Source organism: Sphingobacterium detergens, from assembly GCF_003610355.1.
GTDB lineage: Bacteria > Bacteroidota > Bacteroidia > Sphingobacteriales > Sphingobacteriaceae > Sphingobacterium > Sphingobacterium detergens.
The window spans coordinates 131,782-153,127 of the sequence record NZ_RAPY01000002.1 but is presented as its reverse complement, the minus strand read 5'-3'; the positions used below and the strand labels follow the sequence as shown (position 1 = coordinate 153,127).

The window sequence follows — 21,346 nt, the reverse complement described above, 5'->3', positions numbered from 1 at the left end:
ATAGTGTTGGAATATACCTATGAAAGGCTATTTAGAAGTATAGTAGCCGTAATAATTGCCGGAAGACTTGGATGTGTGCTGAAGTATTCTTTCAGGAATGCATTTGCTTTGGTAACATGAGCGTTTACAGCCGCAGTTGAAATGCCAAGTAGTTCACTTATTTCTTTATAGTTTTTTTCTTCAAGTTTACAAAGGCTATAGACTTTTCGGCGCTGCGGTGGCAACTGATCAATGGCATCATAAAGCATCTGGCGGTTTTCCTGTTCAAACAACGCCTTCTCAATATGCTCATAAGCCTCAGTAGTAAAAGCCATAAAGTAGGCCCTCATTTTTTCGTCTCGGGAAGCTTTTCTGAATGCATCATATACAAGGTTTTCACCGATACGAAACAGATATGCCTTTATTGGTTTTTCAGGATTAATTTTTTCTCGATTATTCCAAAGGCGCATAAAAATTTCCTGAAGTGCTTCGCCAACCATTTCCCTGTTTTTTAGGAGCTTCATAAGGTTACCTGCGAGTTGGCGGTTATATCGGCCATAGACTTCCTCAAAGGCTTCGTAGCTTCCTTTTTTAAGCCGGGATAATAGGGCTTGTTCGTCTTCTAGCTCATGGCCTTTGATAATCATTATTCAAGTTTTGGGTTGAACTAATGTCAGCAAAATATTTTCCGTTTGCAAGAAAAAAAAATGATACATAATCAGACACGGTTTAAATGCTGATAATTTATTACGGCTTTCTTCTATTGTAATTAAAAAAACAATTTGTCAGAAATAAACATCCCCCCTACGCGAATTAGATTAAGGATATTTTTCCACAAATATGTCTATGGTTTTAACAGGACCACTTGCTTTGGCACTTACCCTTTTACTTTTCCAAACTTCTGATGGCCCTGAAAATTGGATATTGAAATCGTATCTTCCAATCAGACCATCTGAAATCGTTTTTGAAAATTCAATCGTAAAACTATCATCTTGTTGATTCATCCAATCTATCTGCCTATCATCTAAAATGAAATTTTCCATAGACCAGCCTATAATGTCATTTCTCAAATTTGTTGCCTGCTCAAATAATAAATTGTCATCCAATCCGTAAAGCTCATGCTGTTTCAAAGCGATACCGACTGGTGTAAAACTTACTTGCTCCATATTAACTCATTTATTAAATTATATAATTCTAATATAATAAAAAATTACTAACTTTGAAGATATCAGCATGTTATGGATTAAGGAAATCTTCAGCGGATTATGGAAAACAGTGCTTATACGAATGAAAACAGACCTGAGTATAATGATATTTTTAAGAGGGTATTTTTGTCTCTCTTTGCAGCACACTTTATAGTAGTTTATGGTGATAGTGAAGAGATAAGTAACATTATAAAACATTTTGATTATTACAATGCATTAATCGCAAGTTTTGTAATTGCTTTTCTGGTTTTGTACTACATTTGGATGATCACCAGGTATCTTGATGCCAGATTAGATTGGTTTCATGATACTAATAAAAGAGTTGTAGCACAAATTCTCTTAGGTGTAGCCCCACCTGCCGTAATTGCCGTACTCTTGGCATGGGTTTATTTTAGCATGTATGGATATAAAATTCAAGAGACACCCTATTTCGATAGCGACTTTCCTGTAATTCTCTTGCTTATTTTTCTAGCTAATATTTATTATTTCCTTTATTACCTGGTTGCCTCATTTTGGCCGCGTGATGATATAGAACGCAGTACGAAAAATTATGAGAATCTTGAAAAGAAGCCCGATTATATTATTACTTCGCCGGGATATAAGAGAGTAATCTTGGTCCACACAATTACAAAAAGCATACCTGTTCCAATTGAAGAAATAGCCTATTTTTTCCGAGAACAGAAACAGAATTTTCTTCGTAAAAAAGATGGAGAAACTTTTGACATTAATATCCCTCTCGATGAGCTGGAAGCTGGACTTGATCCCACAGACTTCTTCAGGATAAACAGGCAAATGATAATCTGTTTTTCATCCTGTAAAGAAATCAAACCAAGTGGTGCCCGTTTGGAGCTAGGTGTACTTCCAGAGTTTAAAGATTTGATTGCAGTCAGCGAAACCAAAGTTGCAGCATTCAAAAAATGGATTAACCGTTAATCTGAATTCGATTACGATAATCCTGTATTCGTTTTGCTTTTAACCTATTTGGTGATCCAATAAAATTGATTTCATTCCTGATGAATAAGAGAATTTATTCAATCATTTGAATTATTCAACTCTTTGCTAAATTTTAGTTTCAAAACTCTGAATTCAGAATAAAAATTACCGAATTCGGTACAATTCGATTGCCGGGAATTTCCAACACAACCTCCAACGTAACTATTTTTGAACCAGACCCGACAGAGTGCACGCTGTCTTCTCAAAACTAAGATCGAACATGAAACAATTCCTGAATAATCTAAGAGAAACAACAAAGGTAACATTACAGGCTATTGCACTTAACGCCGATTCTGAGTTAGAAAAGGCTTATCGCAAAACGGAATATTTTAGTGGTGCAATGAAATCGCTTAACGACTTTGTACGCAATCATGTGTTTACATGTGCAGAAGATGAAATCAGCTTTTTTAAAGAGCATAAACCGGAAATTAATGCGGAACTGATTTACTGGAATGAAATTACATTTTTTGAAACTAACCTCCCAATGGGTAAGAAAAGTCAATTAAACTTTTACAGAAAAGGATTGAAAAGAATAAATTTATTCTTTGAGCGCAATTGCGAACTTCAGAGATATTATAAGCAACAAAGGACTATTCATGATCAGTTTTTGTTTATTAGGAAAACAAAGTTTAATCCTATTTCGGAAGATCCCAGTGTGGAGATAGATGATAAAGTCTCAACAGTTTCAAGCTATCTTATTGCTAAACTGATTGCATACGAACGATTAGGAAATAGGCTACAGGAAAAGATAAAATCTTTAAAAAATGGTCAGCAAACCAGTACGCTAGAAAATTTGTATCCTCTTGTATGGGAAGAAAAGAAAGTTGCATTAGTAGAACTTATGTATGCTCTTCACTACTATGGCTGTTTTGGGACAAAAGAGATTAAATTTTTAGCGAAAATATTTTCAAAAGTTTTCAACACCGATTTAGGAGATTTCTATCATACTTTTATGGAAATAAGCATGCGAAAAATTAATCCGACTAAATTTTTGGATGGTCTTCGTGAGTGTTTATTAAAAAAAATACAAGATAAGAATAGCTAGTGTTTCACATTACCTATTTAAAATTGATATACTAATTTAAAGGGCACTATCAGCAAGCAGTTGATAGTGCCCATAAAAAAATAACCTAGCATTTTTGATTAACATCAATCAGCCAGTATTACAAAATACCCTTAGGAAGATGAATACCTTTAACACGCACTATTGCTTCCGAATTATTCTGTACCTGGTTTCCGATCTGTTTAGTCTTTTCTGCTTCGGTGTCGGCTTCAGGCTTTATGGATAATTGTATTTTCCGTTCAACAGAAGCTAGTTCTGTTTTAAGGTCACTCAATATCTGCTCTTTCTTCCACATGCCATTTACAACTTCTTGAAGAATAGGAAGGTCTTTTTGCAATTCCGAAATTTTCTTTTGCTCCTGCTCCAAAATACCGGGTATCTTTTCGAGCGCATTCAGAAAATTGAGCGATGCGGTTTTTGCATCGGTCGCCATCTTACCGTTATTGTACGTGTATTTAATATTGCCTTCACCTTGCACAAAGAAACGGTTGTCTTTAATATCCACGCCATCTTTTTGGGAAACCTCCGTTTTTACCAAAAGGGTAAAACCGTATAAAGTACCGATTTCTTCATACTCACCTTCGGTACGGGCTTTTTCAGAAAGCTGGTTCAGTTTTGCGCCAATCTGTTTTACATCGACATTCGGTAATAGTCCAGTTAGTTGCACAGGATTGAGTATCTCCCCATCTTTGTTTTTCTGTATACGCTTTAGTAAGTTTCCCCAATCGAGACTCATACGGTCGAAACGGGATTGCGTACTTTCCAACGTAGCTTGGGTATCTTCCAGCCTGTATTTGGAAGTTAGTTTGGAACGGTTGTGCGCCTGCCTTTCGCTTTCCAGCCCAGCAATCTGCTTTTCCAGTTTCGCTTTTTCCAATAGGTCTGTATTACCCGAAAGTATAGCCACATATTCGGAGTAGTTCATACCTGTTTTTTCATCCATGCCGCCCTCATCAATGGTACGCTTGCCGAGGCTGTTGCTCTTTAGCTGTTCGATAAACACCTGCTTATTATAGAGCGTATTGAATTTGTAGCTGTCCAATGATTTCTCCACCGCATAGATGAGAATATCCACTTTGTTATCGGCAAAGAATTTGGCAATATCATTGCCTTTGCGAATTGCTCTTCCATCTCGTTGAGCAAGGTCAGACGGTCTCCAAGGTATATCCAAATGGTGAACGGCAACAGCCCGTTTCTGCGCGTTCACACCAGTACCCAGCATTTCGGTTGAGCCGAACAACACCCGAATCTTGCCCTCGTTAGCATCCCAGATGATTTCCTTACGTTGCTTTTCGGTCTTGGCTTCCTGTATAAAGCGTATTTCATGCGTAGGGATGCCGTGGTCTTCCACCAGCTTGCGCTTAATTTCGGAATACACGTTCCATTCGCCCGGCTTATAAGTACCGAGGTCTGAAAAGACGAACTGCGTTCCTTTCTGCGCCTGATATTTGTTATAGTATTTGGCAAGGTTTGCCGCACAATGCGACGCTTTGTTATCGGGATGGTCTTCGTACTTCCGGCTAATCATCCGCATATCCAGCGACATCTTACGAGCATAGTCTGTAGCAATCAGCATCTTCGCTTTTTCCTCACTTTCGCTTAGCGGAGGTCTGCCCAACAATTCGGCATTCCCCGTTTTAGCAAACTCCATCAACTTTTTAATGAACACCTCCTGCTCCGGCGTTGGTGGGATATGGTACAGTATCTCGTTCTTTTCCGGGCGGTCTATGCCAATATCCTTTGCTGTCCGGTAATCCGTAATCTCGGAATAGAACTGCGCCAGTTCCGGCACTTTGATAAAGAAGCGGAAGCGTTCTTTTGATACGATATTGTTCGCTACCGAAAACTCGTAATCGGTCGTCTTGCGGGCATAAATAGCTGCCCACGCATCAAAACAATTGATGCCCTGCTTTTCCATTGCTTTTGGGCGCAGGTATTTAAAGAGCAGGTACAGTTCGGTAAGTGAGTTGCTAATGGTCGTACCTGAAAGGAACGTTGCGCCCAGGTCTTTGCCTGTGCGCTCCTGTATGGTTCGCAGGGCAAACAGCAGATTCAATGCCTTTTGGCTTCCTGCCATATTGCCCAATCCTGCAACGCGCTCATGCCTCGTGTTGAACATGAGGTTCTTGAAACGGTGGCTTTCATCCACGAAAATGTGGTCGATGCCCATCATTTTAAAGTCCACAACATCATCCTTACGATTTTCGATGTCATGTTCCAGCGTTTTCAGTCTTACCTCCAGATTTTGTTTGCGAACTATGACCCCCTTGAGCATTCCCCTTGAAACTTCTTTGCCTTGACTTTCCAATACCGCAAGGTTATCTTCCACACTGTCCAATTCCGCCTGTAGGATTTCTTTTTGCATTTCGGGCGATTGAGGTATCATCCCAAATTGGTCATGGGTAAGGATAATACAGTCCCAATCGTTGTTTTTAATATCGCCGAAAATGCGTAGGCGCTTCTTCGGCGTAAAATCCTCCTTGCCGGGATATAGTATTTTGGCATGTGGATAAGCCTTGCGATAGGTTTCTGCGATTTCATGGACATTGGCTTTCAATCCGATGATTATCGGTTTATGTGCCAATCCCAATCGTTTCATTTCTTGTGCTGCTGTACACATGATGAGTGTCTTACCAGCACCCACTTCATGATCACAGATAGCACCGCCGTTTGTCTTTATCATCCAAACGGCATCCTTTTGGCTTGGGTAGAGGTCTTCGATACCCAATGCCTTGCGGTCAAGTCCAGGAAAATCCTGATGGCTACCATCATACTGGGGACGAACAAAACAGTTAAAGGTGTCGTTATATTTATCGGTAAGCCTGTGCTTAAACTCATCGTTCTGGGCATAGAGCCAGTCCGAAAATTCCCTGCGTATCTCGTCAATTTTGGTGTTTGCCATTTGTATGGCTTCCATGTCCCGAACCTTGACCTCCTTATTATCGACCATCACTTTCTTAGTAATGTCAGGGGTGGTATTGACAAGGGCGTGTTTTAGCAGGTTAATCCCATCGAATGCTCTACTTTCTGACTGGATAGCATACTTTTCGGTGATAAGGACATTCTTACGGTTGCAATGAATGGAAAAGTCATCTGAACTTTCGGAATAATGGATGCGAACTTCCGCATCAAATAGGTGCGATGCGAAACGGTTGTAGATACCTGTAGGTATCCACCGTTCACCAAGATTAAAATCGAGTTCCTCAAATTCTATCCTGCGGGGCCTCGCTTCTTCAAGGGCTTTTAGGCTTTCGGCAGCTTCTCTATCTTCAGGTTGCCCGGCGAGGTACGCCAGTACTTCTTCGGCTTTTTCAACTACATTGCCCGATATCCATTTTTCGGCTATCTCGTATCCCTTTTGTACAGGATTGTAAAAGATACGGCCATGCAGGGCATCTTTTAAATCCTCGCCGGACATCCCACTAACCTCCGACATATAGCTCAAATCAACGATTCCATATTTGTTAAGCGATGCCGCCAAAGCTTCGTCAGGATTGTCCGTTGCGAGCGTTGCCGTTGAAAAACTTACAGGACGGTGGAATATATCTGCCTTATGCACCACACCACCCACCACACGCTCCAAATAGGGTACTTCTTTCCCTGCGCTGTCGGTCTTGATGAGCTTGATATTGTCGGCACTGTTCAGGTTGCCGTACCTCTTTACAAAGTCGTCATAAAGACCGTTGAGCCTTTCGCGTTCCGGTTTATGCTCGGTACGAAGCTGCGCCTCCTGATTGTAAAGTTGTTTGTAGACATCCCTTAAATCTACATAGGCTTCGGCTCTTGCTTTCTGACCTGGAGGCAGTGAAAGCGGGTTAAAGATCGCTGTGCCGTTCTCTATATCCACATTCCTCAAATACCCGACAAAACCGTTATCCATCACGAGGCAATCATCTCTGTAGAATGATAACAGTTCGCTGGAGTAGGGAGCAGTTTGGGCAATAACCTTATTGTCGGTACCAGGCTTAGGTTTGGGTATGTCTTCTATTTCGCCTTTACTGTTGATACCGATGGAGGAAAACAAATCACCAAGTACTTCGGGTTTTGTATTTGAGCGTAGTGTAGTAGTAACTATGGATGTGTCTTCGTTCGTCGTGTGTAAGGGTATATAATCAAATAGCCCAGGTTGCTGTGTGCGGTTACCCGCTTTTTTCCTGATAACGGTGGTTCTACTCTTAACTCTTTTTTTCGGAGTTGCAATAACGGCAGCCTGTGTTGCAACTCCAAAAAGGTCGAACAAACTCAACTGCACTTCTTCCCGTAATGACGGCAAATCCGCTACCGCCGTCACGCCGCCTTGTCGCTTACTCATAACAGGTTGAGCCGCCGCAGGCGTTGTAAATAGTGCGGGTTGTGTTATTTCATCCCTTATGATGCTTGTAGCCGGCGGCGTGGTCGTAAGGTCAGGAGTTACGATAATATCCGGCTGTACGGTAGGGTCATTGGGCGGTAGCCCTTTGTAAAGATTTTTGTTCAGATATTCTTTAAAATCTCCATCCAGTATTTTCTTTGCCTCTTTCCCAATTTCCTGTATGCCGCCACTATGAACATATACAGTATAGGGTTTCCCGTAAAGGTCGGTGGATTGTATAATTTCATTGAAAACAACTGTGCCATTGTAAAGCATATAGGCGTTTACATGGTCATTGTGTTTTGTTAGCAACGTATTGCAAAAGTCTTTTTCCCTTTCGGAAAGACCTTGTTTGCCCATGTTCTTTTGAAGCACAATAAGATCGCTTCCTACTTCCGTTCCGGCATAATCCATAAACAGGTTATTCGGTAGCCGTACAACCGAAACAAGGTTATGCGTTGCCATCAATGCCTCACGGATCGATTTATTTCCTGGACTATCCAGCACGCCCTGGGAAGTAATGAAAGCGAGAATACCTCCATCCCGTAATGCGTCGGTTCCCTTTAGAAAAAAGTAATTGTGAATGGCCTTTGCTGCCTGCGCCTTTGCCTGGTCATTGCCCCTTGAGTAGGAAAGGTCAAAGACCGAACTTGTACCAAATGGAACGTTGCTGGCAGCTACGTCATAACTGCCCAGTTCACGTTCGGGTATTTCTTCAAATCCGCTTATTCGGATATTACGGTCAGGAAAAATCTGTTTGAGTATTTTGCCCGTTAGCAGGTCTTTTTCATAAGCTGTCACCTGCTGTAAGTCGTTATCGGCCAAAGACCGGATAAACCCACCCACACCTGCTGAGGGTTCCAAAAACTTTTGGATGGCTATGTCGTTTTCTCTGAAAACATCCGACAGGGTATTGATAATTTCAGGTGGTGTGTAGAATGCCGTAAGCACTGAACTACGCATACTATCCACATACCGCTTGTATTGCTTTTCGTCCCCTGCATATTCTTTCAGTACTCGGTGCAATTCCTGTGTTTGCACAAAGTAGCTGCGCTCGTAATCTTTCCATTGCTTTATATCCGTTGGGTGTTCTGCAGGGTTTAATATAAATTTCAGCCCACCGAAACCGCTGTACAGCGAAAGCTGTTGCCGTTCGCTTTCGGTAGCCAGGCGTTTTTCTTTTTCCAACCTGAACATTATCCTCAACGCCTCAATATTTTGCTTCAGGTGTTCACGCTGGTTAAATGCCATAGTCCTCGATATGAATGGCTATGATTCCCGTGATTTCCGTGTATAGCAGGTCGTGTTCTGTGGTGTATGCGAAGTCATCAGTCAGCACGTATGTGGCAAATACGGGTTCGCATATAGGGAGCATCTTTAGTGCAAACGGACGCAGTTCCTCGTCTAACATGACATTGCTAAACTCATTGCAAACCACTTGAAACACTGTATCAAACTTGGAGAAGTGAAGTTCCTCAATAAGTATACTATCTGCGATATGGTCGCATTGCTCTATAGGATTGCCCGAACGAAATGCACCCTCATACGCATTCTCCGCCCGCTTGGAACGTTGCTCAATAAACTTGCGGTCGTTTGCTTTTTCGGGAAAGCTTGTGCTTAATAATTCCTGTAACCTTAGAGTAAAATAAGAGAGGTCTTTTTGTTGTGTACTCATATTGATTTTGTTTAAAATTTTCAATGAGTAGCTAAAATATTAGTATAGCCAACCCCTACCATTTTTGTGGTTGAGGTTGGCTCTGAATGGCAGAATTTGCCTAAAGTGAAATATTGAATGATTTAATTTGTACTTTTGAATACATCAAAAAAGTTAAAATTTAATTAATTAAATCTTAGGTTATAAAACCGATCTATAGAAACTAGATTTATTGAAAAATGAATATAAAAACAATTGAATTAACTAACATAAAAGGCATTGGTCATAAATTGTTCGCTCTTGATCTCGTGCCTAATAAACCAAATATATTAGTCGCTCCTAACGGCTTTGGGAAAAGCTCTTTTGCAATCGCGTTTGATTCTTTAAGAAGCAACAAAATAGAATTAGACGATAACAACTACTTTTTAAAAGATACCAGAAATAGACCTATATTAAAACTGATTTTAACAACTGGTGAAATACTTATTGCTGATGATACCCAAAATACAATTTCAGACTTTTTCGATGTGTTTGTTATAAATAATCAGACCAAACCTAAATCAGTTGTTCAATCCTTTGGCGGAAGACCATTTGCTAAAACCACACTAGACATATCGCCAACGACTTTAATTAAAACCATACCAACAAAGGTTTCTTTTGATTATAATTCAGCTAGAATGAAGTCAAAATTTGGAATTAATGGTGGTAAAATTTTGAATAACGTAACCGATCTTTTTAGTTGTGGATATTTGTTTTTTAAAATTGAAAAGGATGTAGACTTTACTCGATTTGACTTAAAGTCATACAAAAATGCATTTGAGCATGCTTTGTTAGCTATAAATGACCAAAAGGGAACTGGGAATTCTATCAAAGAATGGATTCTAACTAACATTTTACAGTCTTTTAAAGAATTGAACGAGTTTAAAAAACTTGCGGACTTAGTAAATTCATTTGGTTTTCCAGAAGTTAAAGATGAAATAGACGCATACCTTACAGCGTGGCAAATACTCACAGTTAAAAATGCTATGGGGGTAAATTTCAAAAAAGCTTGCAAATACCTTTATTATCTTGATGCAAAAGATGATTGCGCAAAAACAATTCAATCATTTAATCCAGTAAAAGAAAGGTTTGATATTAAACCAGAAGTTGAAGGGAACAGCTTAGTAGTAAAATGGCCAAAGGCTCATGAAATATCAAATGGACAAAGAGATATTTTAACCTTTATTACGCTACTAATAAAGTCTAGGCAGAATTTCAAGAAAAAAGATTGCATCCTTGTTATTGATGAAATTTTTGATTACTTGGATGATGCTAATCTAATAACTTTTCAATATTATATTTCAACTTTCATCGATGAAATGAAAAAGAATAAGCGTAGAATATTTCCTATCTTATTAACGCATCTTGATCCATTATTTTTTAATCATTTCTGTTTTAACGACACAAAGATTAAAGTGAGTTATTTAAAAGAGCCGAATATAAAGTCTAATCAGAATATCCTGAAGATTATTTATAAACGAGAAGATCATACTATCCAAAGTCAGGTGGACGAATATTACTTTCACTATCATCCTACAATTGACAAGGCGGACTTTACAAATGAGTTCAAAGCGCTTAAACTTAATGCAGACTGGGCTAAACCAGAACTATTTTTCAAGAAAATACAAAGAGAGGTACGCAGGTATCTGTTCGAGAATGACACCTTTGACCCGTTAGCTATATGCTTTGGAGTTAGAGTTCAAATAGAAAAACTGATTTATGAATTAATTACTGACCCTTTGAACAAAACCAAATTTTTAACTACTAATGGTACTAAAAACAAACTTAATTTTGCACAAAGTATTGGAATACATATTCCCGAAACATATTTCTTGTTAGGAATTATATACAATACATCTTTACACTTATCTGAAGGACAAGATATTTCAAAACCTCTCGGACTAAAATTAGAGAATGGAACAATAAAACAAATGATAAGAAGTATTTTCAGTTAAAAAAGATAAACGGTCAGGGTATTGTCCTCAAAATTCTGTCGATAATAATATTTAGTCTTACAAACTTCAGATAAGAATTGCGACAAAGGTATATTCCTAAAATATCTGAGATATTGGGAATATACCTTTGTCACAGTGCTTTTCGCACAAATCGATTTGTTCTAGTCTATTTCTTTTTATATTTAATATTTTCAAACTCAAATGAACTTTCGCAATAACCATTTAAAATAATATAAGCTTCAAATTTTTTCCCGGATTTGCTTTTCATGCCTTTTATAAGGCTAGTTTTTCCTTTATTTACGAGATTGCTTATTTCATCAAGGCTCAGGTTTACCCCACACATATTGCGAAATTGAAGCCAATTACAATCCTCACTCGGACATTTCACGACCTTTTCCCGGATGAGCAATTTTTGTGCTTTACATTTCGGACAGACCAAATCCGGCTGATTTTGGTTTTCAATGCTTATGCTCAAAAGCTCCTGGGTAACTGATGATGTGAAGGCTTCCATCGAATGATGAAAATCCGTTGCATCTGCTTGGCAATTCTCAATCTTTTGCAAGGCCATCTCCCATTCAGCTGTCATGGCAACATCAGCGATTCTTTTATCCTTTACAGCTTCGTACACCTGCAACCCTTTGTCTGTAGGAAGAAGGATTTTTTTTTCGCGCTTGATATACTCCCTTTTAAAAAGCGTTTCGATTATGGCAGCTCTAGTGGCTGGAGTTCCAATTCCGATACCCTGCAGAGCTTTACGTTCATCCTCGTTCACTATTTCCCTGCCTGCATTTTCCATTACTGATAGCAAATCCGCTTCTGTATAAAGTGAGGGTGGTTTCGTCTTTTTATCCAGCACTTCAGCATTTTTTATTTTCAAAACATCATCAACCACCAACTCTGGCAACTCATTAATCGGCTCATTATCGTCTTCTGTAAAATTGCCCCTTATACCACGCCAGCCTGGTATTAAAACTTTGCAGCCTTTAATTGTAAAATCGTAATGTAGTACTCGTAACGTGATTTCAGTAGCTTCTTTGGAACAAAGTAATGATATCGACTCTAGCAAACGTATTGCAATCATGTCGTAAATCTTATCTTCTTTTGCCGACAAACCAGATGGGACTTTTTCGGTTATAAGTAACCCGTGATGATCTGTTACTTTCAAATCATTTACGATACGTTTATTGAAACGCCCCCAATTTACTTTGCCAACGGCTTCCCTGCAGGATACTTTTGCGTCCAAAGTCCTAACCAGCGCTGGAATTTCCGTCCACATATCCTCGGGAATGTATTTACTTCCAGTTCGTGGATAAGTAATAAATTTCTTTTCATACAGACTTTGCGCAATATTCAAGGTTTCCTCAGCAGAAAGCCCTAACCGTTTATTGGCTTCTTTTTGTAATCCTGTAAGATCAAATAATAAAGGCGGTTGCTCTGAAACCGTCTTGTTTTCTACAGACATAACGGTAACTACTCCCGACCGCATAATAGATTTATGTGTATCGTCAGCTAGCTTTTTGTCATCCCACTTGGTTTTGGAAACGCTCTTAAAGCCCACAAATTCTTTCAAATGATCCAGTTGTATTTGGAAATATTTTTTAACTGAGAAATTTTTGTTTTCTATATACCGCTTGCAAATTAGGGCAAGGGTTGGTGTCTGTACCCGGCCTAGCGAATATATACCTCGGCCTGCGGCTATACTTAATGCTTGCGAAGCATTGATTCCTACTAACCAGTCAGCCTGGCTACGACCTTTCCCTGCCCTATAAAGCCCTTCAAAATCGCTACCAGATTTCAGATTTTCCAGGCCCTTCTTAATAGCATTTTCAGTAAGCGAACTTATCCATAAACGTTGAAATGGTTTACTACATTTAAGGTATTCATAGATATATCTAAAAATGAGTTCGCCCTCTCTTCCAGCGTCGGTCGCCACTATTATACTGTTCGATTGGGCAATGACTTGTTCGATCGTTTTCAACTGCTTTAAAGCACCACCATCTGTAACATAATTTTTGTCCTTTTTTATTCTTCGCACTGTTAATAAAAAAGGTTCTGGTAAAATGGGTAAGGATTCCCTGTGAAAGCCGGCGATGCCGTAATCTTCAGGCATAGCCAATCCAACTAAATGTCCTAATGCCCATGTAACATAATAACCACTGCCAGACAAGTAGCCATCATGTTTATCTGTTGCGCCCACTTGGGCTGCAATTTCCCTCGCCACACTTGGCTTTTCAGCTATAATTGCTTTCATTTTTTATCGGATTAGTTTATCTTCTTGGGCCTTTGGTTTTCGCATTAGCTTTTGATTCGTTCTGTTTATTGTTTTTCGGTGTTTGCTGTTGCGGTTTTAAAGGCTCCTTGATATTTTTTGTCGCTTCGTTCGTTTTCCCCTCGGAGTTGACGGCAACCTGTGTTTTATTTGCTTCTGCAGGTTTAACTTTCTCCTTTAATTTATTTGGATCGGAAAACGAAAACTGTTCTTTTCCAGTTTCTTTATTAAAAGTTATATAGCCCTGATATTTTTCACCCTTCTTGTCAATCAAACCGTCAACGTGAACAGTTACGCCAGCATTGTACTTTTCATATTGCTTGTCGGACAGTTCTTTGCCTCTAAATGTCCGGGGTGCTTCAAATGACTGCTGGCCCTGTTGTTGACTTTGATGCCCGTTTTGGGTATGTTGATTTGTATTACTTCTATCGAAAAGAAATTCTAAATACCGTTTATCAGCATTGTATTGCACAGATGCGCTAAAAGGCTTTCCTTGTTTGGAAATCATGCCTTCTATAACGGTTGATCCTCCATCCTGTAGTGTGTGCTTTTGTTGTTCATTTAACTTTACACCTTTCACCTCATCAGGTATTTTTATCCAGTCACGTCTTAAAGCAATAACTTCATTCGTTAGTTTGTCGATGCTGATAATGGACGGTATTTTTTCACCTGTTTTTGGATTGATGAGGTCCACAACACGTCCCATATTAGCAGACTTTAGGAGGTTGTCCTTATCCTCTTTGGTAAATTCATGGCCGAAGAACGGGATGTTGAGATTCGGCTCTTTTCGGATACCATGAATAGCCATCACAACTTCTCCGTTTTCTCCTGGCTGTAATGACAGACGTGCATCCATACGTGTAACTGCTGTGCCGAGGTTAAGGCTTATTGGCATCAAAATATTTGTTTTATATCCTTTTAACAGGGTATCCATTACACCAGCCTTTTCAAGTCTTTCTTTACTTAATCCCAGGTTGTTCATAGTATCCCAATCAATCTGTTCCGGCTTATATCGGTATTCACTTGTTTCTGATATGACTTCCGAATTTTGAGGAGTATTTTTACTTTCTTGTTGTGGTTCCTTCGGCTCTTTAACCTCATGTTTAGCAATTACAGCTTCGCCGTCTTTTGAAGGAGTATCGACATGCTTTTGAATTTCTTTGGCGGTGTTTACCGCTTCCTCTACTGGAACTTTGAAAAAATTAAAGCGGGTAGGGTCTTTCAGTTGCCGCCAAAAATTAGAAAAGAAGTTAGAAAACATATCACCACTTTTATCCACTCGCATAAATTGGCTCTGATTTTTTTTATCGGCATCAACGGTTTTAAGTTTTCCGTTTTGATCGATACCGGTAACTGCCTGGATTTTCTTTTTCTCCTTATCCAGAACTAATAGTACATCCGAAAGTTGTTCCGGGTACTGTGGACTTTCATTGATTTGTTCACTCATGATATTCCTATTTTAGAATTATTAATTTTCGAAAATAGGATGATCATCTAATGGTATTCTGAAGCCGTCCTTTGTTGGCATTATTTGTCATTGGTTGTCCTTTGTACGTTGAAGTGGTACATTGAAACTTTCTCTAACGAACTGTTGCACGTCCGTTAGCTTATAATACAGCTTACCACTAATGGTGTAATAAGGAAGCTTACCGGATGATCGATATCGCTGTAAGGAACGATTACTGATCTTCAGCATTAGTAGTACGTCCTGGTTATCGAGAAGTTCTTCACCATCCACGCCATTACGTTGCAGGTGAATTTCATTTATGCATTCTTTGAGGATATCAAAGCGGGACATAATCCGCTCCATCCAGGAATTAAATTCAAGTCGATCTATATTCATGACATGGTTACTTTAATGTTTCATGTCGTGAAGTTTGGAATAATGGGGAGATTGCTTTCCACAGATACATCCAACTGTGGAAAAATAAATTAGCAAAACAAAGGCTAGGCCATCAGGATTTATAATAGATGGTAGATAATTAATCTTATTTGATATCTATGAGAATCAAAGTCTCCTCAGCTTTTCAATAATCTGCAAAACTTAACCATTAAAATCTTTAATAAAAATTTGAAAATTTAATTTTTTTGCATTAGTTAAATATTGATTATATTGCATTTAACTATTTTATTAAACTTAAACATCATGAAAAGATTAATTTTAATTAGCGCTCTGCTCCTGATTTGTTTTAATGCTTTTACGCAACAGGAACAGGCAAAAGCTGAAAGTGCATTTAAAAATGCAACATTTATATCCTTTAACACCAATATTAAACCTGAGCAACTTATTGGCTCTATCATTTATTATAAGGAAGGTAAAAAAGATGAATTTGATTACTTTCCAATCTTAAAAGCTAGTCAAATAGAAAAGATTGAACCCATTTACAACAATGAAATCTTGTTCAGTACGATGGTCAATAAATCAACTGTTACTTCAGCTAAATATTTAGCGATTATAAATGTAAATGTAGCTACCAACTATATGCTAGAGGTTATAGTGGAAGATGTGCTAGATTATAGAGCACCGAGCTTTGCCGCCGATTCTGAGGTACAAAGTCAAGCTTTATTTTATGCTAGAGTACTAAAGAATCAAGGCTATATTGTTGAGTATGTCGATCATGTCAATCTCTGTACTTTAACAAGCAAAGTCTATGCTGAGCAAAAAATTGAAGGACAGGGTTCCTATTTTGTTGACGCTAGCAATAAGACATATGGCAGTAATGATGAATTCTCATCGAAAAGGTTAATTAGTTTACATTCTGTTCCTTTGACTCCCTTTGTCGATGTATTCAAAGTTTCCAAGCTGACAGATAAATTGAGCACAAGTGCTAAGTCGATGCTTAATGAGAGATTATCTAATGAAGCTCTAGCTGAAAAGGCAGCATTAGAAACCAAAGAACCAAGCTATGAAATCGTCGATAAGTTTAAACTTGTACCCAAAAAGGATTTACTAAATTTGCGATAGTCAAAAACTAACTATTGTTTAAAAAAATACCAAGGGCATTTTGCTAAAGAGAAACTTAATCTTTGTTTTTGCAAAACACAAATTTGTTCTTCAAAACAAACTAAAGTAGTTTAAAGATTATGGTTACCCTTTCGCTTACCCAATTTTAAAAACGACGATTAAAGCCTATTAAGGCGTATTTTAATAAAAAATTGATCCCCTCTCAGCGGAATCACAGAATTTAAATGCCAAAAACCTGCAAGCCAAAAACTTGCAGGTTTTCTATTTCCCGTAGATACAACAATAGGTAAATATTTCAGAATGAAACGCTCTTGTATTAACTATTCACTCTGTAATATGGTGCACCATTCCGTGTACAAAAGCCACAAAAGCAATTGCCAGAAAAAGGGCACATACAGGGTGAACAAAACTATTTCCTGCATCCCTAATTTAACACTAGATGAAAGATATTAATGCCTGTCAAATACTCCCATTGCCTTGTCCAATTCGGCATTATGGATCTTAGCATAAACTTCTGTATGCTTTACCGAAGCATACCCCAACAGCTTTGCAACATATTTGATCCGCATACTCTTCACCAGTACTCCTACTTTCCACTTCTAGGCACGAACTATTAATTTTCTCAAATTCAAATAAATTTCAATGGAATTGGAACAATTGTCATTAAATTGGTATTTTAGCAAACTAAGAAATTTTGATGCCTGAAAATAACCGTACAATAGAGGAACTAAAAGAAGAATTAAATAGAGAATTAACAAAAAAAGACTCTGATAATTCTGTTATTCTAAAGCTATCGCATGAATTAGCATCGTTAGATAATAATACTTTACGTTTCTCGGTAGATGCTGGGATGATAAATCGTCTTGGTAGGGAGCTTGTTGGCCGCCATGAAACGGCAGTTGCTGAGCTAGTAAAGAATGCCTATGACGCTGATGCCACTAGTGTGACAATCAGCTTTAATAAAACGGACAATCCAAATGGTCAAATAATAATTAATGACAATGGCTTAGGGATGGATCGTGATCAGCTTATTAAAGGGTTTATGACAATATCTTCAACCGATAAAATTCATAATCCTAAATCTACGAAATTCAAAAGAGTAAGAGCCGGACAAAAAGGAATTGGTAGATTTTCAACGCAACGGATAGGTAAAAAGCTAACGATAATAACTCAAACCCAACTTTCTCCAAAAGCGTTAAAGCTTCAGGTAGATTGGGATAAGTACGAGATTGATGGTGATTTATTCCTTATCTCTAACAATGTGGATGAGATAGACAAAATTAAAGAAGAAGGAACGACACTTATTATTGATGAGGTTCGAGACATTTGGTCCTTAGCGATGATAAAAAAAACCTTTACTTTTATTTCTGATTTATTGCAACCATTCCCGCTTTCTACAAGATTAGAACAAAGCCAAGGCGATCCTGGCTTCAAGGTTGATTTTTACAAAGATTCTACTATATTAATTGATGAAGAGAGTGCTTTCTTTCAACATGCGCTTGCGCAAATTGAAGGATACGTGGACAATGATGGTCAAGGATTCTATTCTTTCAAGAGCGAAAAATTAAACATTGATGAGGACGTAATTTTAATCGGTAAGGAAGAAAGAGATATACCTTATATAAAATTAAAAAACGTTCATTTTAAAGCGTACTATTTTATTTGGAATTCTGGATACATACCAAAAGGAGTTGAAAAGCATGTAAGGGAAAACGCTAGAAAAAATGGAGGGATTAGACTTTATAGAAACGGGTTTCGGGTTTTACCCTATGGAGAACCAAATAATGATTGGTTAAGATTGGACGCATCAGTAGTGAGAAATACTATAATTGCTCCCCACGGTAATATGAATTATTTTGGCTTTGTAGAGGTTGTTGACAAAGAAGGAGAGTTATTTCAAGAACAATCAAGTAGAGAAGGTCTTTTAGAGAATGAGGCATTAGAAGAACTTAGAGATTTTGTTTACAAGGTAATTACAGATGTCGCGATTAAAGTTTCATCTTTTAGGGACCGTAAAGGACTAGCAGGGCAGAAAGATTTTGAACGAAAATTTTCGGGTGATATTATTAAAGATGTTAAATCTCAAGTCGAAGAGATCATTAATATTTCAAATAATAATGAAGCTAGTACAGGTTCAAATCGTAAAATAGAGATTGTTGAAAAATTAAAAGTTATTGAACAATCTCTAGTGGAGATTGAAGAAACTACTAAATCTGAACGAGTAGAATTAGAAGTTAAAACAAAGGAGCTATTAAAAGAAATTCAATTATTAAGAATACTCGCCGGCTTAGGCCAAGCGATTGGCGAATTTATTCATGAAATCGATCATTATCAACCAGCATTAAAATATGATGCTGAATTTTTGACTGCCACTATTAATAGTAATGCTGGAAAAATAACTGGAGAGAGATTATTACAAAACATCAGTGCTCTAAATGTTTATACTTCATATTTTAGAGATGCCATCTCAAATAACGTAAATAGAGAATTAGAACCAATAGAACTAAGAATTCCAATCCAAAAATTCTTATCTAATATTCTTCCGGATTTACGTCGAAGCAAAATTGAGTTAGTCGGTCCAATCTTTCATGGCTACAACTTATTTACTTGTCCAATGCATATTTCTGAATGGGCATCCATCTTATTCAATCTCTATACTAACGCTAAAAAAGCTATCAACAAAGCTAGAACTAACGGTAGAATATCGATAGTAGCTGGTAAGACAGATCAAATTGTTTATGTTGAGTTTATGGACAATGGTATTGGAATTCCAGATAAAGACAAAAATGATATTTTTAATGCTTTTTTCACTACCAGCTCACCCACAGGCGTCGATGCTAATGAGATACAAGAAGCGATAGGTACCGGATTGGGCCTTAAAATTGTTAAAGATATAATTGAAGGATACGGAGGTAAAATCTACGTGGCAGAGTCCTCTAATGATTTTAAGACAACCATCCGAATAGAATTACCAAAACAAAAAAACAATGTATAATATTTTCTACCTTGACGATGAAAAAGAAGCTTTAGTAAAATCAATTATACAAAAGCTCGAAACTCTTGGGTCATTAAAAATAACTCGTTTTAAACCTGTTGCATTTGAAACAGAAATTCAGCATATAGAATCTATATTAAAAGATTACGATGCAATATTTCTAGACTTAAAGCTAGATGGCGAACAAGAAGACGGTATTAAGGTATATTACCAAGCTCCTCCGCTTGCCCAAATGATACGTACATTGGCAACTGAAGAAAAGGTCCCGAACTTGCCTATAATTTTGTGTTCTACTGAAGACCGCATTAATCAATCCTATCTTAAAGATTTTACTAGTCATGATCTCTTTGACTGGACCTTTATAAAAGATGAAATTAATGACCTTACAATACAAAAAATTGAGGCAATAATTACCGCATATAAATCAATAACCGAATCTCCAAAGGATTTCAACAAGCTTTTGGGTAGGAACTATCAGGATATTGATCAACGCATTCTCTCCAGGTTTATTAACGAAGAAAATCCTCCTATTCACGAAATTGCAAGATATATTTTTAAAGGTATCGTTAAACCTGGCGGTATACTAATAAATGAACCTACTCTAGCAGCTCGTCTAGGAATAGATATTTCCCATTCGCATGATTGGTCGAAATTGGTAGATATTTTTCATAGTGCTAAATATTCAGGAATATTTTCTGAAAGTTGGAAAAGATGGTGGAACGACCTCGTTTTAGACAAGTTCGAAGAACTGACCAATGAAAATCTCGCCAGTTTAGATTCTGAAGAAAGGGTTATACTCCTAAAAGAGGTCACTAAATTAACTGGATTAACTGAAGCCCAACCGTTGGAATTCTCCTCGAGTTCTAACTTTTGGAATGTCTGTGAAATCACGGAATTACCGGTAGATCCTTTCGATTCTTTTAAAATAGATAATAGGATTGAACCATTGCCATGGCAAGATTATAAATACGTTTCGATGTACGGCATGGTTGCCTTTCCTCATATTGCAGAAAAAAAAGGAATAAAAATTTATCCTGAGCAGTTAGAATCATTTAATTCACAAAGAAGAAAGATTGATTAATGAATATTGATAAAAGCAATTTAGAATTTAGAAATAAACTAGCTGATGAATTGTCTTCTCTAAAAATAGCCCTAAATAAAGTTAATATTGAAAAAAAATCGCTTGATTCAATTGATAGGGCTGTCAAAACTCTTAGAGATGTAAAGCATTTGCCTTCATTCGTGGACGAAAGTAAAAAGGAACTTCCAGAAATTAGCACTCCATATAGTTGGGGTTATGCAATAAAAAATTTCACTTTATTTGTAGATACTTCAAGCAGTATCCAATATCCTAAATCTGTTAAAAAAGCTACATTGCAATTCAGCGTCGACGTCGTGGGGGAATTCGATAAAAGTGGACACGAGTTTATAGATCCATTCAAAAGACTGGAATTTAATGTCGTAATAGAGGGTTTTTCACGCGGCATGAAGCAACATATTTTCACTTATCACCTCGATAGGGATTTAAAAGGAGCAAATCCTTCAAACGAAGTCCATCCTAGTTATCATTTTCATTATGGCGGTAGAAAATTAGGTGCTTATACTGATAAAAATTTTGGCAATTCCTTAATTCTAGATATGCCAAGGCTTATGCATTATCCCATGGATTTCATCTTAGGCCTTGATTTTGTTATGTCAAATTTCACACCAGACTTATGGAGACAACTTAAGAGAGAACCTATATATATTAAACTCATAAGACAAGCACAAGATAGAATAATGAAGCCATATTTTGGTGCTTTAGCCCAGCATTTCGGATTTCATAACAAAATAGCAGGTACATGGCCTGGATCAAAAATTTTACCTCAGGTAATTTAG

At 37.7% G+C, this 21,346-nt stretch carries 14 protein-coding genes; 7 read left to right on the top strand and 7 right to left on the bottom strand.

Annotated features, from left to right (window positions below; translation table 11 throughout):
* Positions 1–17: 17 nt before the first annotated feature.
* Both DFQ12_RS12670 and DFQ12_RS12665 read right to left on the bottom strand, forming a co-directional pair.
* The gene (locus DFQ12_RS12670) at positions 18–626 is read right to left on the bottom strand and encodes an RNA polymerase sigma factor (RefSeq protein ID WP_120259434.1); all 609 of its coding nucleotides are present in this window, start codon (positions 624–626) and stop codon (positions 18–20) included.
* Between the two features lie 171 nt (positions 627–797).
* Positions 798–1,145: a hypothetical protein gene (locus DFQ12_RS12665; RefSeq protein WP_120259433.1), complete on the bottom strand. Its 348-nt coding sequence runs from the start codon at positions 1,143–1,145 to the stop codon at positions 798–800.
* A 99-nt stretch (positions 1,146–1,244) separates the two neighbouring features.
* Between DFQ12_RS12665 and DFQ12_RS12660 the strand changes: the two genes are divergently transcribed.
* Together DFQ12_RS12660 and DFQ12_RS12655 are read left to right on the top strand one after the other, a co-directional pair.
* The gene (locus DFQ12_RS12660; protein WP_120259432.1) at positions 1,245–2,117 is read left to right on the top strand and encodes a LytTR family DNA-binding domain-containing protein; all 873 of its coding nucleotides are present in this window, start codon (positions 1,245–1,247) and stop codon (positions 2,115–2,117) included.
* Between the two features lie 280 nt (positions 2,118–2,397).
* Positions 2,398–3,222, top strand: coding sequence for an RteC domain-containing protein (locus DFQ12_RS12655; protein ID WP_120259431.1), 825 nt, complete (start codon positions 2,398–2,400; stop codon positions 3,220–3,222).
* A gap of 118 nt (positions 3,223–3,340) precedes the next feature.
* Here the strand turns inward: DFQ12_RS12655 and DFQ12_RS12650 are convergent, their stop codons facing one another.
* Positions 3,341–8,842: an N-6 DNA methylase gene (locus DFQ12_RS12650; RefSeq protein ID WP_120259430.1), complete on the bottom strand. Its 5,502-nt coding sequence runs from the start codon at positions 8,840–8,842 to the stop codon at positions 3,341–3,343.
* Positions 8,832–9,266, bottom strand: coding sequence for a DUF1896 domain-containing protein (locus DFQ12_RS12645; RefSeq protein ID WP_120259429.1), 435 nt, complete (start codon positions 9,264–9,266; stop codon positions 8,832–8,834). Before DFQ12_RS12645 ends, DFQ12_RS12650 begins: the two co-directional genes overlap by 11 nt.
* 218 nt (positions 9,267–9,484) lie before the next feature.
* On the opposite strand from DFQ12_RS12645, the gene DFQ12_RS12640 reads away from it, so the two are divergent.
* A complete protein-coding gene (locus tag DFQ12_RS12640; protein ID WP_120259428.1) occupies positions 9,485–11,239 on the top strand; it encodes a hypothetical protein in 1,755 nt (584 codons plus the stop codon).
* A 166-nt stretch (positions 11,240–11,405) separates the two neighbouring features.
* Here the strand turns inward: DFQ12_RS12640 and DFQ12_RS12635 are convergent, their stop codons facing one another.
* The 3 genes from DFQ12_RS12635 to DFQ12_RS12625 form a co-directional block, all read right to left on the bottom strand.
* Positions 11,406–13,490 (bottom strand): type IA DNA topoisomerase, encoded by a 2,085-nt coding sequence (locus tag DFQ12_RS12635; RefSeq protein ID WP_120259427.1) that lies wholly within the window; start codon positions 13,488–13,490, stop codon positions 11,406–11,408.
* Between the two features lie 16 nt (positions 13,491–13,506).
* Positions 13,507–14,955, bottom strand: a complete 1,449-nt coding sequence (locus tag DFQ12_RS12630; protein WP_120259426.1) for a DUF3945 domain-containing protein — start codon at positions 14,953–14,955, stop codon at positions 13,507–13,509.
* 87 nt (positions 14,956–15,042) lie between these two features.
* Complete coding sequence (locus DFQ12_RS12625; RefSeq protein WP_120259425.1) at positions 15,043–15,351, bottom strand: helix-turn-helix domain-containing protein; 309 nt, start codon at positions 15,349–15,351, stop codon at positions 15,043–15,045.
* Between the two features lie 303 nt (positions 15,352–15,654).
* On the opposite strand from DFQ12_RS12625, the gene DFQ12_RS12620 reads away from it, so the two are divergent.
* The 4 genes from DFQ12_RS12620 to DFQ12_RS12605 all read left to right on the top strand — a co-directional run bounded on the left by DFQ12_RS12620 (position 15,655) and on the right by DFQ12_RS12605 (position 21,346).
* Positions 15,655–16,473, top strand: a complete 819-nt coding sequence (locus tag DFQ12_RS12620) for a hypothetical protein (protein ID WP_120259424.1) — start codon at positions 15,655–15,657, stop codon at positions 16,471–16,473.
* 697 nt (positions 16,474–17,170) lie between these two features.
* Positions 17,171–19,468 carry a sensor histidine kinase gene (locus DFQ12_RS12615; RefSeq protein ID WP_120259423.1) on the top strand — a complete coding sequence of 766 codons (2,298 nt, stop codon included), beginning with the start codon at positions 17,171–17,173 and terminating at the stop codon, positions 19,466–19,468.
* On the top strand, positions 19,461–20,549 hold the full coding sequence (locus DFQ12_RS12610) for a response regulator (protein ID WP_120259422.1): 1,089 nt from the start codon (positions 19,461–19,463) through the stop codon (positions 20,547–20,549). Before DFQ12_RS12615 ends, DFQ12_RS12610 begins: the two co-directional genes overlap by 8 nt.
* Positions 20,549–21,346 carry a hypothetical protein gene (locus DFQ12_RS12605; RefSeq protein WP_120259421.1) on the top strand — a complete coding sequence of 266 codons (798 nt, stop codon included), beginning with the start codon at positions 20,549–20,551 and terminating at the stop codon, positions 21,344–21,346. The genes DFQ12_RS12610 and DFQ12_RS12605 overlap by 1 nt, the downstream gene beginning before the upstream one ends.